At 60.9% G+C, this 15,220-nt stretch carries 14 protein-coding genes; 5 read left to right on the top strand and 9 right to left on the bottom strand.

Translation table 11 applies throughout. The features are described 5' to 3' along the window. Positions 1-138: 138 nt before the first annotated feature. The 4 genes from mobF to LHJ54_RS07665 all read right to left on the bottom strand — a co-directional run bounded on the left by mobF (position 139) and on the right by LHJ54_RS07665 (position 6,660). Entirely contained in the window at positions 139-3,051 is a 2,913-nt protein-coding gene (gene mobF, locus LHJ54_RS07680) for a MobF family relaxase (protein WP_228243305.1), read from the bottom strand. A gap of 47 nt (positions 3,052-3,098) precedes the next feature. Beyond that, a complete protein-coding gene (locus LHJ54_RS07675; protein WP_228243304.1) occupies positions 3,099-5,438 on the bottom strand; it encodes a type IV secretion system DNA-binding domain-containing protein in 2,340 nt (779 codons plus the stop codon). Further along, complete coding sequence (locus tag LHJ54_RS07670) at positions 5,428-5,757, bottom strand: hypothetical protein (protein WP_228243303.1); 330 nt, start codon at positions 5,755-5,757, stop codon at positions 5,428-5,430. Before LHJ54_RS07670 ends, LHJ54_RS07675 begins: the two co-directional genes overlap by 11 nt. 681 nt (positions 5,758-6,438) lie before the next feature. Further along, positions 6,439-6,660 carry a hypothetical protein gene (locus tag LHJ54_RS07665; protein ID WP_228243302.1) on the bottom strand — a complete coding sequence of 74 codons (222 nt, stop codon included), beginning with the start codon at positions 6,658-6,660 and terminating at the stop codon, positions 6,439-6,441. Positions 6,661-7,003: 343 nt separating this feature from the next. Between LHJ54_RS07665 and LHJ54_RS07660 the strand changes: the two genes are divergently transcribed. Then, positions 7,004-7,270, top strand: coding sequence for a DUF6437 family protein (locus LHJ54_RS07660; protein WP_228243301.1), 267 nt, complete (start codon positions 7,004-7,006; stop codon positions 7,268-7,270). A 66-nt stretch (positions 7,271-7,336) separates the two neighbouring features. On the opposite strand, the gene LHJ54_RS07655 is transcribed toward LHJ54_RS07660, so the two are convergent. The 5 genes from LHJ54_RS07655 to LHJ54_RS07635 all read right to left on the bottom strand — a co-directional run bounded on the left by LHJ54_RS07655 (position 7,337) and on the right by LHJ54_RS07635 (position 11,151). Then, positions 7,337-7,735, bottom strand: coding sequence for a single-stranded DNA-binding protein (locus LHJ54_RS07655; RefSeq protein WP_228243300.1), 399 nt, complete (start codon positions 7,733-7,735; stop codon positions 7,337-7,339). Between the two features lie 280 nt (positions 7,736-8,015). Beyond that, positions 8,016-8,285 carry a hypothetical protein gene (locus LHJ54_RS07650; RefSeq protein WP_228243299.1) on the bottom strand — a complete coding sequence of 90 codons (270 nt, stop codon included), beginning with the start codon at positions 8,283-8,285 and terminating at the stop codon, positions 8,016-8,018. Positions 8,286-8,617: 332 nt separating this feature from the next. Further along, positions 8,618-9,550, bottom strand: coding sequence for a DUF2493 domain-containing protein (locus LHJ54_RS07645; protein ID WP_228243298.1), 933 nt, complete (start codon positions 9,548-9,550; stop codon positions 8,618-8,620). 219 nt (positions 9,551-9,769) lie between these two features. Then, entirely contained in the window at positions 9,770-10,210 is a 441-nt protein-coding gene (locus tag LHJ54_RS07640) for a hypothetical protein (RefSeq protein WP_228243297.1), read from the bottom strand. Between the two features lie 11 nt (positions 10,211-10,221). Further along, positions 10,222-11,151: an ArdC family protein gene (locus tag LHJ54_RS07635; RefSeq protein WP_228243296.1), complete on the bottom strand. Its 930-nt coding sequence runs from the start codon at positions 11,149-11,151 to the stop codon at positions 10,222-10,224. 295 nt (positions 11,152-11,446) lie between these two features. On the opposite strand from LHJ54_RS07635, the gene LHJ54_RS07630 reads away from it, so the two are divergent. From LHJ54_RS07630 to LHJ54_RS07615, 4 genes are read left to right on the top strand one after another with little or no spacing between them, the layout of a single operon-like run. Next, a complete protein-coding gene (locus LHJ54_RS07630) occupies positions 11,447-12,016 on the top strand; it encodes a hypothetical protein (RefSeq protein ID WP_228243295.1) in 570 nt (189 codons plus the stop codon). A gap of 5 nt (positions 12,017-12,021) precedes the next feature. Then, complete coding sequence (locus tag LHJ54_RS07625) at positions 12,022-13,395, top strand: 7-cyano-7-deazaguanine synthase (protein WP_228243294.1); 1,374 nt, start codon at positions 12,022-12,024, stop codon at positions 13,393-13,395. Continuing rightward, positions 13,388-14,575: an ImmA/IrrE family metallo-endopeptidase gene (locus tag LHJ54_RS07620; protein ID WP_228243293.1), complete on the top strand. Its 1,188-nt coding sequence runs from the start codon at positions 13,388-13,390 to the stop codon at positions 14,573-14,575. The genes LHJ54_RS07625 and LHJ54_RS07620 overlap by 8 nt, the downstream gene beginning before the upstream one ends. Then, positions 14,550-15,173 carry a hypothetical protein gene (locus LHJ54_RS07615; protein WP_228243292.1) on the top strand — a complete coding sequence of 208 codons (624 nt, stop codon included), beginning with the start codon at positions 14,550-14,552 and terminating at the stop codon, positions 15,171-15,173. Before LHJ54_RS07620 ends, LHJ54_RS07615 begins: the two co-directional genes overlap by 26 nt. Positions 15,174-15,220: the final 47 nt, after the last annotated feature.

Here is a 15,220-nt window from a genome sequence, read left to right as displayed (position 1 = left end):
GACGCATCGCGAAGAAAATTTTTCGACCTATTGCGATTGAAGGCTTATTTTCCTCAATCAGACGAAACTTTGGAACGGCAGCTTTCAGGCGTGTCCTCGCCTGACTTTATGGCCGCTATTGGGGCGCAAACCGGCCATTCAGATTCCAAAATCCAGCGTCTTGCTCTTGCTCCGGGTGAGCTCCTTCTCAGCCTTGTTTGCCTCCTCCGGTTTCGGCTGAATCTTCCCGCCACCATTCTCTTCGGTCGACTTTACCCCTGCCGTGACCTCGAGGGCGGAGGCCTTCTCGCCCTTGTTTCGGGCAACTGCCGCTCCGAGCTTGTCCGAACTATCGACGACCAGCGTAAGGTTATCGCGTAGCCTCGTAACCGTCACCAAGAACGTCTTCTGGTTCGAAAGGTTACGCTCGCGGCTGTCCATCACTGCGATACCGCGATCCGATGTCAGGCCCTGCGCCATATGGGCGTTGAGGGCATAGGCGAGGTCGATCCGCTTGAGCATCGGATCGTCCCTCTTCAATTCGACCTGGTCACCCTTGGAGGTCTCGAAGGTGATCTTACCGCTTACTATTGCCGCGACCCTCGCCTGGTCGGCGTTGAACAGGCCGCGCCGGTGATCGTTTCGCGTCCACCGTATCCGGTCACCTTTGTGAATTTCGAGTTTGCGAGGCTCGAGCAGGGTGAGGTTGTCGTCACCCTTCCCCGCCTTGATCCGCGCCGGATCGAACCGGAACCGCCTGCCACGCTTGTCTTCGACCTCGACCCGCTTCCCTTTCCGGTCCTGTCCAATGACGCGATACTCGCCAACGGGTAGGCCGAGGGCCTGCTGCTTCCTGGAGACCTCTAGCACACGGCCCGCCCGGTAGGCTGGAAGGTGTCGTAGCTCTTCCCGGGTCGTGTTTAAGCGGTCGAGGACCTCAAGCTCCATCTTGCCCGGACCGATCTCGCGATTGGCGAGGAGGCCTTGCTGGACCGCCGAGTTGACCGCGGAACGAATTGCGCGTCCCGAAGCGTAGATCGAAGTCCGCGCGCGGGTTTCCTTGTCGAGCGCGAGCCAGGTTTCAGCGGCGACCTGCGCGCCATCGCCCTTGGCCTCGACGGTGTGCGACTTCAGATGGCGAAGTGCCTTGCGCACGTCGCCTGCTTGGGCTGCTGACTGCGCTTCGCGCACGACCGGGTCTCGGGCGCGCAGGTTCGTAGCCATCTCTGCCCTCGCAATCCCTGTCCGCTGAAGCAGCGCGAACGGCTTGCCCGCGTCGACCGCGCCCAGCTGCTTGCGGTCTCCCATTAGGACTAGTCGATGAACGCCTGCCAGGTTGGCGAGGCGAACGAGCTTCTCCTTGTCTTCGTTCGAGACCATCGATGCCTCGTCTAACACCAGCACATGATCCTTGAGGCTCGCCTGTGCGTCCGCGCGCAATGCGACATTGCCCGGATCGTCGAGCAGCTTGTTCCAGCCCCCGAGAAAGCGCGCGAGCGTCTGCGAGCCCATCCCGGTGTCGCGCTCAAGCATGTGGACAAGAGTGTTCTGGATCGCGAGCCCGATAACCGGGTGTCCTTCATCGCCCAGCACGTCGGCGACGGGCTTCAACACGCTGCTCTTACCCGCACCGGCAATACCCTGGACCGCGATCGTGCGATCCTTCGACGTGAGGATCAGCTGCGCCGCCGCCAATTGTCCCTCGTTAAGCCGGAACCCCTGCCCCGTGAGCGCAGCCGCCTGAACAGATGCGGCGGCCTTTCGCGGGTCGATCACCGGCGAGCTGTCGTCCTTGCCGGCAGCAACTTCGGACAGGATCCGTTGTTCGGTCACGACCGCATCGCGCGATGCAAGCCAGTCCTTGTGCTCGCCCTTGCCCGCAATCAGGTCACCTGAACGCACCAAAGCCCGGGTCCGCTTCTCGACATCGGCAATCGTGGTCGGCAGCCCGAAATCGAGCGCGGCCTTGTAGAGCGCTGTCCGTTCGAACGCCGCCTCGCGTTGCGAGAGATGGCGCACCGCCGAGGCGACAGCCTGCGCTGCGGCGATGGTCTGACGGTCCTGCTTCAGCACCGATGGCGGCACCAGGGGATCGGCGGGATCGCCCCTGACATGCGCGGCAAAGCGGCTGAGCCACGCCCGCCCGCGCTCGACCAGCGAACCGATCCGCGTGGCTTCCATGCCCTGCCCAAGGGCCCTGGTCCGGGCTCGATCGACCAGTGGCAACAGGTCAAGCCCGATTGATTGCGCAGCCTCGCTCCATTGCTTACTCAGGGTCGCTCGGTCTTCAGTCCCTTCCTTGCTCGCGCGGGTGTCGAGCGCAGCGATGCGGCCGGCTTCGAGACCCGGACCGCGCCGCGCCTCGAGCACTTCCTTGCGGCGGGTCGAGAACGCCATGACCTGCTCGCGCGATATCCCGCGCGCCTCGAAATTGCCGTGCTTGAGCACCGGTCCCGGCTCGTAGCCAAGCTTCTCGACCGCCACGCGAAAGCGCGCCATCGCGATCGAATTGAGCGTGGTATTGAGCTGCCACAGCCGATCATTCTTGAGCGTTCGCCATTTGCCGTCCCTCCCTTGCGTGACATTGGCGATGACCGCGTGAAAATGGAGGTTGGGTTCCTGATTGCGGTTGGTATCGTGCTGGAACAGGCCGATGGCGAGGTTTCCGGTCGCCTGCGTCACCACCTTGCCCTTCTCGACGATCCGGGTCTCGGCCGCGTTTCTTTCGGCCCAGTGCAACGCCTCGACGACGGCTTCGCGGTAGGCGGCGATGATCCGCTCGTCTTTCCCGACGAGCGCCAGCAGCGACCAGCTCTTGGGCACCGAGAAGGTGAGATCGGTCCCCGGGCGGTGCGCCTGGCCAGGATTGCCGACGCTGCTACTATCGAGCAGCTCACCGCGCAGCAGCGCGTCGAACGCCTTGGCCTCGACCTTGCCCTCAAGACCAAGGCGTTTGGCGCCATCGCCGATCCACTGACCCGAGCGATCGGCATCGGCGCTGGCGTAGTAATTGTCCGAGGCAAAGTAGCTTGCCGCCGCCGAAGGCGAGCGGACATTGGCGACGGAAAGCATGGGGCGGAATTACCTTTCGTAAGCCCTTGCCCCTCCCATGGTCGGCGTCACATATCGGGATCGTAGTCGCCGAGATCGTGGTCGTGATCCTGATCGTGGTCAGCGCTCCGTCCTTGCTTCGCAGCGCCGCCCAGGAGCGATTTCTGCTGCTCCTCCTGCATCTTCTGGTCGGCCTTGCCGCGCGCGTCCTGCGCTCGCTGGTGGGTCGCAGGATCGGGAACGTCGGACCGCTGCGACGGTGCAGTTAACTGGTTGCTGTCGCGATCCTCTTCGGCCTTGCTGGTCAGGGGAAGCTCGGACTGCGCTGGCCGAGGTCGGGCAGGAAGCGCGCTCCTTTGTCCTCCGTCGCGAGGGTTTCTCCCTTTCGTGCGCCCCAGCTGTGACTGCTCCGTTTTGGTGCATCGGCGACCCCGGCCTGGTTCCTTGTGCTGGTCCTTGCGAGACCTCATTGCAGGACGATTGGACAGATCGTGCTTGTCCTTCATCCGGCGCGGATCACCGTCATTATCGCTCGTTTCGGAAGGTCCGGTCGGCTCTGAACCGGTTCCCGCTTCGCCGCCTGCGGACGCCGCCTTCTTGGCCGTCTTGGGGATCTCCCGAGCGATAAAGCCTTCCGCTACCCGGGGCCAATTTCGTGGCTGAAGGACGATGGGCGCTGCCGGAAATCCTTCCGGAAACTTGATGAAGCCGTGAAGGTTCTTGAGCCTCATCAGCTCGTCGGGAAGCAGCAGCGGGACCACCTGACGCCGCGGCGTCAGACTGACCGCATCGCGGGCGTTGTTGTATCCGTAGCTGTAGCCTTCCTCCATCTCGCGAACCTCGCGGTGGCCGATGACATCGGAACACCAGGTGGCGGTTTCGCGGTCGGCGGTGCCGAGGATCAGCTTGGTGCGGGCAAGCGAAGACAGGGTCATTGCCATGTTTTCGCCGTAGACGTCCTTGAGCTTGGCAAAGGCATGGATGCCGGTGACGATTGCGCCCCCGAAATTACGCGCGGTCTGGAGGCCTTTCTCGAGCGACGGCAGGCGGTGCAGCGCGCCCAGCTCGTCGATCAGGAACCATAGCCTGAGGTCGCGCGAACGCTTGCCTGCCATCAGCGTGTTGATCGATGTATCGAGCCACAGGGTGAGCAACTGCGATAGCACGCTCATGTCGATGTAGCGCGCCGAGAGGAACAGGATCGAGCCCGGTTTGCCTGCCCCGTTGACCCATTCGCGGACCGAGAACGGAGTCCCGTCCTCGGGCAACATCTGCAGCGCCTTGGCGTTGACGTTGAACACCGCACGCACCGATTCCGCCATGCGCGCCGCGCTCGGCGTGCTGATCGGTCCTGCCATCGTGTCTTCGAGCAATTGGTGCAGGTCGGAGAGATCAGCATTCATCAATTCGTGCGCGAGCGCGGTATTGGTCCCTCGTCCCGCCTCGGCGAGCTTGAGGCAGGTCTCGACGAACAAGGTGCGCGCGGCGAGCACCCAGAACTGTTCGGCGCCGCCACCGTCATGAGGAACCAAGGACTCCGCAGCCGCATGGAATTCTGCGCGGGTTGTGCAGTCGTTGAACACGCTCCAGGCCGGACAACGCGCGTCGAGCGGGTTCAGGATGATGTCGCGTTCAGGATCGTAGAAGGTCTCGATGAAGGCTCCGGTGAGGTCGAAGATGACCGCGCGCTCGCCCCGCTGCCGGATCTCATCTGCCAGCTCGGTAAGCACCACGGTCTTGCCGGTTCCGGTCGTACCCACGAGCATCGCATGGCTCTGCTCGAGCCGCCACGGCCAGCTCACCCGGGCAAGATGCGCGGGAGCATAGAAGCCTGCATCGCGAAGGTAAGTGGAGCCGGCGAGCCGCCATTTCCAGCCCATGGTTTCGCCATATTCGCGCGAACGCGCATCGCGGTTGTGCCGTTCGATCTCGCGCTTCAGTTCGGGAAGGGTTGCCAGCTCAGCGCCGCGCACGTGCTTCTTCTGTTTCGAGTGCTCACCGAAGCGTTCGGCGACCCACCAAAAGAGCAGGAAGAGGGGGGCAAGGATGAGTGCGGCAAGCCAGAGCGCGCCGACAGCTGTCGACCGAAAGAGCGCAACTGCCTCGCGCATCGGCGGGTAGTCCGTAACCACCGAAATCGGAAAAGCGACCATGCTGCCATCGGCCAGCTTGAGGTTCACGAGCTTGTCAGGATCGAATTCCATGAAGCCATAGGCCGAAGCATAGACATGCATCCAAATGAGGTAGACCTGGTGGTCGTCGAGCGCGCCGCTCACTTCCCAGTAGAGGAGGCCGACGGCGACCAGAACGGTGACGATGAGCGGTCCCTTGAGACCCGCCGCAAACATGAAACCGAAGTGGCCGAGGAGCTGGCTTCCGCGGGTGAAGTTGACGAGATTATGCTTCATCGTCGCCTCCCTGCGGACGGGGTGCAACGATACCGAGGCGCTCCAACCTGCGCTGGTAGGCAGCGACCGTCTTCTCGCGCAGATCGGCCTGCGGATGGTGCGTCAGCAAGGCGTCGAGCGCGACCGTGATGAAGATATTCTGGCGCACCGGATCGGTCGCCGGGGTCCTCAGATCGGCCTCGGTCGCGCGGTGCCAGGCATCGAAGATGCAGTCGCCAATGACGATGCTCGCGCTGACCCTGCGCTCGTCGGATTGTTTCCTGATCCATTCGGCGATCAGGGGCGTGACATAGGTCACGAACCGGTGGTGTCTTTGCATTTTTCCAAGTTCCTTGTGTTCAAAGAACCTGGCTCACCCTTCGAAAGGCAAGTGCCACTCTAGGCCGCCGCTGGGGGTGTAGGAAAACGGAAAATTCACATCGTTTTTCAGCAGGCTAGATGGATCTGTGCCGACTCGGCACGGTCCGGCAAGCAAGTGGACCGCATCCGGCACAGAAGATGCCACAAGCGAATTGCCGTGAATTCGCGAGGTAATTCAGCGCCTTCCCTTGCAGCACCCGCTGCGTACGGTGTGCCAATTCTGTTCCCCATTGCGCGGCGGAATCCAGAGATCTTCGTCGTTCTGCTCTCGAAAGCATTTTCCAACGGAGCCCTTGGCGGCGCGAGCATCCAGTTCGCGGCCGTAATCGAGCCTGATCTTCAAGCGCATGAATACCGCGCACAAGGACCGCACCCCCGCAAAGGCAGCGGCAAAGGAGCGCGTGCGGGGCCCGGGACCGGGGTATGTCGGTCCCCGCGCCACTGCGCCGGTCCGACCCGCTGTCGTTCGGGTGTGCTTGCGGGGCCCAGAACAAAAATGGCCGCGCCCGCAGGAGCGCCGCCGAAGGCGGGGCGGGACCGAGCGCGACCCCAGCCCCGCTCCGCTTTTCGCCCCGCTCCAGCACAAGCGAACACGAAAAAAGGGCAGGAACCGTCACCGGCTCCTGCCCTCGAATGGTCGTCAGTATTCGTCCAGCATGGCCCCATGGACCGTGTGCACCACGCGGATGGCGAGATGCGCAGGCAGTGCGTTGTAGTCACCCTCGTCTAGGGCGAAGTAGCCCAAGTCTTCATCTTCCACCACGTGCTGGTCGAAGAAACTGTGCAGGGCGCGCCTTTCGGCAACTGCAAGCGCTTCAAAATAGCTGTGCGCGTTCGTGTCCAAGGTGCTGAGTGCAGTCATGATATCCTCCTGAAACCTGTCGCTGAGACGACAGGAAACAGGCGGAGGGGCATGGGGCCGGCGGGTCAGGGATCGCCCCGAGGGCGACCGCGAAGCGGCGGTGGGGGCAACGATTTTGTCGGACCGGAGCAAAGCGCAGGGGAGGCAAAATGGTGGGGCCCCGCCGTCCTTGACGCGCCGGCCACATGCCCATCACCCTTGGAATTCGGTGAGCCAGCCCCCTCCCCCGCTCCGTTACGTAGTGCAAGGGACGACCCGCGCGATGGGACTTTCCTACAGGCTGCGCCCGGGTGCATGTTGATCGAAGGGAGGATCCACGGAGGGGTGCAGGAAAGGAACCCCGATGCCAACCAAACGAAGCGCTGTCGCAGCACTCCGGAAACTCGAAGCCGACCGGCTGGCACTCGCCGAGCGCCAGAAGCAACTTGAGGAGCAAGCCGCCCTTGAGCTGGGCCGAATCATCCTGGGCACGGGACTTGAGACCTTCTCGAAGAAGGCGCTCGCAAGAGTTGCCGGAGAGCTCGGAAAGCTGGGCGAAGAAGCATCTCTGCAGAGGCTGCTTCCACCGGCTCGCTCATCTTCTCGCACCGAACAGTCAACCGGAGAGTAGGAACAGCAAGAAGGGGCCCTGTCCGGTAGGACAGGACCCCTTCGGGAGGGAGACCGACGGGAGAGTTCAGTCGATCTCGGGAGCGTCGGTGTTGTCGTTGTCGTCACCCGAGCCGTTACCGCGGGAGAGAAAGTCGACCTTGTCGGCGAGGATCTCGGTGCCGTAGCGCGTAACCCCGTCCTTGTCCTCCCATTGGGTGTAGTGGATGCGGCCCTGGACCGATACCAGCTGGCCCTTGGAGCAGTACTGGCCGACGGTCTTGGCGAGGCCGTTGAAGCAGGTCACCCGGTGGAACTCGCTTTCCTTGGCGGTGTAGCCGTTCTCGTCCTTGTAGGTCTTGCCGTCCTTGTCTCGCGCAGGGCGATCGGTGACGACGGTGATGCCGGTGACGTCGGTGCCGCCCTTGGTCTCGCGGGTATCCGGATCGCGCGCGATGCGGCCGGTGAGGATTGCGATATTGGTCATGGTGAAAGTTCCTTCAGTTCCTCAAACCGGAGACCATCTCCGGCTTGCGAACATTCAGAAGAAGCAGGGCATGGGAGGACTGCACCGCAGGCCAGCAGACATTGTCTGGGGGCCAAGGGAAACCTGTTCATGACGGGTGGTGCGGGCAGGCAGCGCAGCTGCCAACACGGCCGGAAAGGAACGGGTTGCGGCTCCTCAGCTGACCTGGTTCAGGACTGTTCGCGAAGAAAGCCGGATGGGTATCGGGTGCGGGTCTGAAGGTGCCAAGACCGAGCTGCAATCAGCCTGCTGCATCACCCTCCGATGCCGCCAAGAGATCCATGAAGTTGCGCGCCGCCTCCCGGTCTTCCTCGTCCTCGAATGCCACATCGAGATCGGGGGCGGACCCGAACATGTGCAGGAACGACCACAGCGCAAAGCGCTTGCCCCGGTCCTTCTCAAGGCCGAAATCGACCCGGCAATGCTCAATGCCTGCTGCAAAGGCGTCGGGGGCAACCCCGGAGAGGTCGGTGGTGGCAAAGTAGCGCTGCAGGAGATCGTCAAGTTGCATGTGCGGTCCTGTAGCCCGAAGTGTCGGGTACGAGAATGGAAAGATCTGCTTCAATCGCTGAGAGAAGGAACTTGATCACAGAAGAAATGACTGGAAGGTCAACTGCATCACTGGAAATGAGCGCAATCGGGTTGCTCGAAAGCGTACCTATTCGGGCCTTTCGCAAGCCTACAATCGACTAATCCAGGAATGATGGTATTAGGACCGCGCGACCCGAAGGGCTCGGAGCAGCAATGCAATGAGTTCTCTCCTAATGGGCGGTCCCGAAAGGGGCCGCCCTTTTTCCGGCTGAAAAGAACTTTCGATACAGGTCGTCGAAAGAGTCTCAGCAATTACGCTGGACTGGTTCCGAGCGGGCCGCGACGATCGACCACGGTGATCCGGCGCGCCTTGGCACCGATCACAAGCCGTTCGGTGACGCCATTGCCCGGAAAGGCGACGACATAACGCGGATTGAGCGAAAGCATTTGCTCGTTTCGCTTGAACCCGGCGCGGGCACCAAGCCGACGATCGAGCGAATACGTCAACTGCTGGACTTCGCGGCGCTCGGCCCAGCTCGCTGCCAGGCGATCGGCACCCTTGCCGTCGCCGCCATGGACCAGGAAGAGATCGGGAACCACATCGCGAACCTTGTCCAGAGTCCCCCAGATGTTCTCAGCATAGGCACGCGCATCTTCGGCGCTTTCAAAGCTCTGGCGACCACCGGCAAAGACGACCGGAGTTCCTTCCGGTATCAGGGCGTGACGCCGGTTCTCGGCGCGTGCGCGGAGGAAGTCGCGGGCATCAATCACAGCCGAGGTAAGGTGGCGCGAATGGCTGGTCCGCGAGCCTGAAACGGGCTTCCACGAGGAACCGGTCTCGTCGCGGTAAAGTGCTGCGGCAGCCTCCCGCATCTGCTCGAAGGCCAGCATGCTGGCCTCGGCGGCCTGCGCGCGCTCGACCTGCTCTTCCAGATTGCTCGAATGTACCTCGGATCCATCGGCAGATGCGATGAGGACCCGGATCTCGTCGCTCGCCCGGTCAAGCTGAGCGGACTTCCGGCTGGCGGCACGGTGAAAGAGATTGACCACGCCCCAGGCAATATCCTCGGCATCTGCTTCCAGGGCCGTGTCGGAAAACATGGCGAAGAGGTCGGACCATACGGCACCAAGCGTCTGGTCGATCGCATCCTCGCAGGGAAAGTCGGTCTCGTTGAAGGGGGCTGGCCTGATGCTGAGGCCTGAAAGGTCGAGGCCGCTCAACTGATCGATGAAGCTGTCGTACATGGAGTGTCTCCTGATCGCGGGGACAACGAGAGGAGGCACCATTGCCTCGGGCCTGTCCGCCGGAGCCCGATCAGGGCCGGGGAAAGGGGCAAGGCGCACCGCGTAGCGGGAAACCTGCGGCCCTAGGCTGGCGCGGGCAACACGGGCCGACGGGCCGCAGGTTGCGGCGCGCCCCGACCGGCCCAAGGGCCTTTCCCGGTGGGCAGGGATGAGGCAGGATCAGGACCCGGTGTCGCAGTTGGATCGGGAGCGCTCGAAGATCGCTTCGCCATTCGAGAATCGCCCGACCAGGCGCAACTCACCGAACAGGTCGATGAACCTTCCCGACACTTGAGCGAGCCAGTGCCGTGCCCTTGCCGTTCGCGGGATGTCAAAATCCGCCTCCCAGTACCGGGGATCGTCTCGTTCGGCGAGCCAGATCGCGGCGAGCCCGCAATAGGTCGATATGCCGCAATCGGCGAAGGCATTGCGCAGGAGGATGCGATCCTCGCGGCCGCGCCATCCATCGAAGCGCTGAAAGGAAGGTAAGGCCGCCTTCGTGGTATCGATGATCTCTTCGACGAGGCAGTCGTAGACCCAGTCGACATCTTCGTCGTCGCCGTCATCAAGCAGGCGAAAGGCCACCACGGAGCCGGTCGGGTAGCTGACGGAACGTCCCATCTCACTGCTCCTCAGGCTGCATCAGCGAGATCGATGTCGGTCTCGCCTTCGCTAGATTTCTGGCCACCCAGTTCGAGCAACAGGCTGGCCGCTTCCTCGGCTTTTGCTGCAGCCGTCAGGATCGCACGCTCGTCCGATTTGAGGATTTTGAGCCAGGACGCGATGTAGCTGGCGTGATGGTCGAGGTGGGTGACCGGAAGACCCAGTTCTGCCCCGAGAATGGCTGAGGACAGTTCTGCGATCAGTTCTTCGGCAACATAGGCGTCGCTGCCGAAGCGGTTCTTGAGATCACGGTCGAGCCGCGAGGAATGCCCCGTCCAGTGCGACAACTCGTGTGCGAGCGTCGCATAGTAGTGGTCATAAGCTTGGAAGAGTTCGGCTGGCGGCATGGTCACTCGGTCGCGCAGCGGCTCGTAATAGGCCTGCGCGCCATGATGGCGCAGGTCTGCGCCGATATGGGCAAAGAAGGCATCAAGGCGGTCTTCGCGTCCTTCGGGCTCCAGCGCGGCAATGAGTGGCTTGGGATGATAGAATGCGGGGAGGCCATCGCATTGGTCGGCGTTGAACACGGCATAGGCCTTGAGCACGCGCCGGTTCTCGGTGTCCGCGTCGCCTTCGGCGTTCTCGACCTCCTTCGTGTAGCTCTTGTAGAAAATCGCGATGGTCGATTTTTCGCCCTTTCGGACCTGCCCGCCGAGCGCCTGACACTGGCGATAGGTCATCCAGTAGGGCGAGGCGTACCCGCAGCCATCGGCCACCAACCACAACCAGAAGGTGTTCATCCCGCGATAGGGCGTCCCGCAGGAACGCAAGGGTCGCGAGACAGGTACACCGCGCCATGGCTTGACCCAGGGTTTAGTTCCTTGCTCGAGCTTCTCGATGATGGCGTCGGTAATCCGCTGGGCAGGCGAAATCGAAGCAGTGCGGCGGGACTTGGTCATGGGAATTCTCCTGATCGCCGGGACGGACATGCCCCGGCTCAGGAAGAGCAAAGCTCCCTCCCCTCTAAGGGGCGACGGTTACATTCTCCATTCAGTCAATCTGGGGGCGCACGCGAGCCCCCCAAAGTCCGACGTTCTGCCACGCTGGCACAAGCGATCTCCTTCAGCTTGCAGTACGTTTCAGCAACCTGAGCTTTCACGTCCATCAAGGATGTCCTGTCTGATGTCAGGTTATTATGCTTGAATATTGACATTGTCAGACTGTGCACGTTATAGTCCGCCGCAGGAGGACGGCATGACCGACGGCCCATTCAAAAATTTGAAGCTCGACAGTCGCTCAAGGCGGTTTGCGGAAGCTGTACAGAATGAGGCTGAAGATCATGACACTCGGTGTGCACTGGGCAGCGATGCCATCGTGAACGGTATCTTGTCAGGAAACGACGGACTGATCCGCGACCTGCAGAGTCATGGTGCGGATGGGCAGCTTGATCTCGATCCGAAGGGATCAATCAAGGGCATCTTCGAAAAGCACGATAAGTCGGAATTTTCGGATGACCTCCAACGTGAAGTCGCCATGAGGCTGCACGATGGTGAGAGCTCTCGCGATGCAATCGACAAGGCTTTGAACGCATGTGTCGAAACCAATATCGGCAAGACGCTCACCCGTATTCAGGAAGCTGGGCTAGAGGCGCACCGGGAAGGCCCGATGCACAGAGACCAGCTCGACCGTCTCAATGAAGGATTGGGCGAAGTCTCAAAGAGCCTCGACCGTGCGCGCATTCAGGATGCCGTGAAGAGCTGCGACAAGAACGCGTTCAAGCTGGACGCCAAAAAAAGAACCGGTCTCGATGACCCAATTCTGTGATCGTAATGAGTGAATTTTCTATGATTTCTGAGCGTGACCTAACCATACTTGAGGCGGGGCAAGCGGCTCCGCGTCGAGGCGCGAAGGGGCGCGTTTATGCGACCATCGGCTCAGAGATTAAGTGCGATAAGGACATCTTTGACAGCTACTGCCATGAAGGCTGGAGCAACATTCACCACGACCTGTTGATTGTCTGCGCGGCAGTCGAATTTGCAGATCGTCGCTGGGGACGCGCCAATGCACATTGGGCACGGCACTTTCATGTGACTGTGCCCGTGATTGAGCTTGCGACCTGGCAGGATGCGACTGTTCAACAAAGTCTTTGCGATACCCTGCGCCATCTGACTGGCGACGAGTGGCGTTTCAGCTTCGTGCGCCATGAGGGCGCAGCAACAAGCAGGCCGCGACAAGGCCCGCTATTCCCGAACCAGCAAAAGGCGTTCGCCATTGCGTACAGCGAAGGCGTGGACTCGCTAAGTGTCTCGGGCCTCTACAACGAGAATAACACTGCCGTGAGCGTGCGTGTGTCGAAATTCAAGGAACGACTGCGCAAAGATGAGCGACCGTTCGACCGCCTGCCCTTTGATGTGAAGGTGAAGCCGAATCCTGAGAACAGTGCCCGGTCGCGCGGTTTCAAATTTGCGGCGGTGACTGCAATCGCCTCGCAGCTGTCAAATGTCAGCCGGATCATTGTGCCTGAAAGTGGACAGGGCGCATTGGGGCCAGTGTTGCTCCCACTGCTCAACATCTATCCAGATTACCGGAACCACCCGACCTTCTTCAGAAAGATGGAGCGCTTCGTAAAGGCTTTGCTTGGCATCGATCTGACCTATGAACAGCCGCGCCTCTGGCATACCAAAGGCCAGACCATCGCAGCATTTCTGGCAAAGCCAGGGGTACAGCCCCAACAGGTCATTGATACCCGTTCGTGCTGGCAGCAACGGGCCAACGTGCGCGTGGGAGGGAAAGTACGCCAATGCGGCATTTGTGCGGCGTGCCTATTGCGCCGGATAAGCCTGCACGCGGCCGGCGTTGTCGAGCCGCCCGAGAAGTATGCCATTGCCGATTTGCGAGCCGCGCGATTTAGTGATGCCCTGCCGAAGCAAAGCAGCTTCAGGGCCACCAAAACCCTTTATGATTACGGCTACATGGGCGCGCGGCACCTGCAACAACTGGCCGAACTGGCCGGTGTGCCAGATACCGCCCTGAAGCCTCACGCATTCCAAATCGCTGACTCCCTTGGATCGTCAGTAGATGACGTGACTAGAAGGCTTCGGGACATGCTCCTGCAACATTCGAAAGAATGGGCCGCATTCGAGCAGGACCAAGGCGAAGAGAGCTTTCTGCAACTATGGATGAAGGGAGGTCGCCATGGCTGATCTAAACGAGCTGACCGCACAGGAGATTGGTCGCCGCCTTCGCCTTGCCCGCGAAACCGCAAAAATCCGTCAGGACGATGCAGCCAAGGTAATTGGTATGTCTCGCCCCACCCTCGTTTCTATTGAAAAGGGGGATAGGCGGGTTCGCATTCAAGAGCTTCAGGCGCTTGCGAACCATTATGGGGTGTCGGTAAATGCCCTGCTGCGCCGCGAGGCAGTCCATACTGATCTTGTGCCACGCTTCCGCCGACTGCGCGAAACCGAGGATGAGCATACCGGCGAGGCAGTACAACTGCTGAATGATCTCGTTCGAGCTGAGGTCGAACTGGAGAACATTCTCGGCATTGAGCGGCCTAAGAATTACCCGCCTGAAAGGGGCATCAACACCGGCGATGTCGTCGAATTGGCAGAACAGCACGCGCAGGAGCTACGCGACTGGCTCGGATTGGGCTCTGGCCCAATCGCCGATATCTTCACCCTGATGGAGTTGGATCTCGGCATCCGACTCTACCAGCGACGCCTGTCGAAGGGTTCGAAGGTGGATGCGCTCTTCACCTACGACCAAACTTTGGGAGCTTGCATTCTCTTGAATGCGAACTTCCCACTGGAGCGGCGTATTCAATCCGCAGCTCACGAGCTGGGGCATTTCGTTGGCACTCGTCAGGCGCCAGAAGTTCTGGAGGAAAATGAGAAGTTTCAGTCCCGCGAAGAGCGATATGCTCACGCGTTTGGGCGCGCCTTTCTCTCACCGCGCAAGAGCTTTGAAGCGGCGTGGCGTCAGCTCACCGCTGGCTCTGAGATTACCCGCAGGCCAATCATCGTACAGGCGCACCATTTCCGCATTTCACGCGAAGCCTGTGTGAGGAGGCTGGAAGAGCTCGGGCTTGTTAAGCGGGGAGCATGGGACAAACTGAAAGCCCATGGTGGCTTTACTCCCGCACAGGTGCGTGAAGTGCTGGGCGATGCTTCAAGTAAGCCCGACCCCGCAAAAGATGATGCAAACCGGCCGGTGTCCCATCGCATGAGCTTCATGGCCTACACCGCCTGGAAGCGCGATCTGATGTCGGAAGGACAATTGGCCGAGCTTCTTAAAATCAAGCGACTAGAGCTGCGCGCTCTGCTCGATCAAATGGAACTTGAGGAGAGCGAAACGGATGACCTGTTTAAGCTCCCTCTCTGATACGCTGACCCCATTAGTCCCCGATACGAGCGTACTGATCAATCTGCACGCTTGTACGTTTGGCGAACAGGTGCTTCGGGCCATTCCAAACGACATTGTTCTGGCTGAAACGGTGGTTACGGAACTCAACCATGAAACTAGTCACGCCAATGGCGAGAACGGGTTCATCCAACGCCTGATATCGGAGAACGTCGTCAAGGTCGTCCAGATGGATGATGCAGCGGCTCGTCTTTTCGAGACGATGATCCGTTCTCCCGGTTCGCTAGATGACGGCGAAGCAGCTACGATTGCAGTGGCGGTGTCACAGGGTTTTCTGCCCGTTGTCGATGAGCGAAAGGGTCGGGCGCGAGCCCAAGACCTGATGGACGGTCAAGCCCCCGCTTGGTCGCTGGACCTTTTGGTGCACCCAGCGGTGCAGTCTGCGCTCGTCGGCGACGGGTATATCGAGGCCGTCTATCTCGCCCTTCGAGAAGGTCGAATGAGGATTGATGAGGAGCGCTGTGAGGCAGTTGCAAGGTTGATCGGATTTGAACGCGCCGTCGCGTGCAATAGCCTTCCGGGGTTCAAGAGTCGCAAGGGTTCTTGGGAGGCCAAATGACCAGCATTCTTGCGTGCTCTTCCCCAATCGATGATGTGGACGAAAGG

It is taken from the genome of Porphyrobacter sp. GA68 (genome assembly GCF_022605525.1).
Taxonomy (GTDB): Bacteria; Pseudomonadota; Alphaproteobacteria; order Sphingomonadales; family Sphingomonadaceae; genus Qipengyuania_B.
The sequence above is the reverse complement of the archived record's forward strand: the minus strand, read 5'-3'. Positions and strand labels throughout refer to the sequence as shown.

Bases quoted from the DNA above. Each gene is read 5' to 3' on its own strand.
- mobF (WP_228243305.1), bottom strand. From the start codon at position 3,051: ATGCTTTCCGTCGCCAATGTCCGCTCGCCTTCGGCGGCGGCAAGCTAC.
- LHJ54_RS07675 (WP_228243304.1), bottom strand. From the start codon at position 5,438: ATGAAGCATAATCTCGTCAACTTCACCCGCGGAAGCCAGCTCCTCGGC.
- LHJ54_RS07670 (WP_228243303.1), bottom strand. From the start codon at position 5,757: ATGCAAAGACACCACCGGTTCGTGACCTATGTCACGCCCCTGATCGCC.
- LHJ54_RS07665 (WP_228243302.1), bottom strand. From the start codon at position 6,660: ATGACTGCACTCAGCACCTTGGACACGAACGCGCACAGCTATTTTGAA.
- LHJ54_RS07660 (WP_228243301.1), top strand. From the start codon at position 7,004: ATGCCAACCAAACGAAGCGCTGTCGCAGCACTCCGGAAACTCGAAGCC.
- LHJ54_RS07655 (WP_228243300.1), bottom strand. From the start codon at position 7,735: ATGACCAATATCGCAATCCTCACCGGCCGCATCGCGCGCGATCCGGAT.
- LHJ54_RS07650 (WP_228243299.1), bottom strand. From the start codon at position 8,285: ATGCAACTTGACGATCTCCTGCAGCGCTACTTTGCCACCACCGACCTC.
- LHJ54_RS07645 (WP_228243298.1), bottom strand. From the start codon at position 9,550: ATGTACGACAGCTTCATCGATCAGTTGAGCGGCCTCGACCTTTCAGGC.
- LHJ54_RS07640 (WP_228243297.1), bottom strand. From the start codon at position 10,210: ATGGGACGTTCCGTCAGCTACCCGACCGGCTCCGTGGTGGCCTTTCGC.
- LHJ54_RS07635 (WP_228243296.1), bottom strand. From the start codon at position 11,151: ATGACCAAGTCCCGCCGCACTGCTTCGATTTCGCCTGCCCAGCGGATT.
- LHJ54_RS07630 (WP_228243295.1), top strand. From the start codon at position 11,447: ATGACCGACGGCCCATTCAAAAATTTGAAGCTCGACAGTCGCTCAAGG.
- LHJ54_RS07625 (WP_228243294.1), top strand. From the start codon at position 12,022: ATGAGTGAATTTTCTATGATTTCTGAGCGTGACCTAACCATACTTGAG.
- LHJ54_RS07620 (WP_228243293.1), top strand. From the start codon at position 13,388: ATGGCTGATCTAAACGAGCTGACCGCACAGGAGATTGGTCGCCGCCTT.
- LHJ54_RS07615 (WP_228243292.1), top strand. From the start codon at position 14,550: ATGACCTGTTTAAGCTCCCTCTCTGATACGCTGACCCCATTAGTCCCC.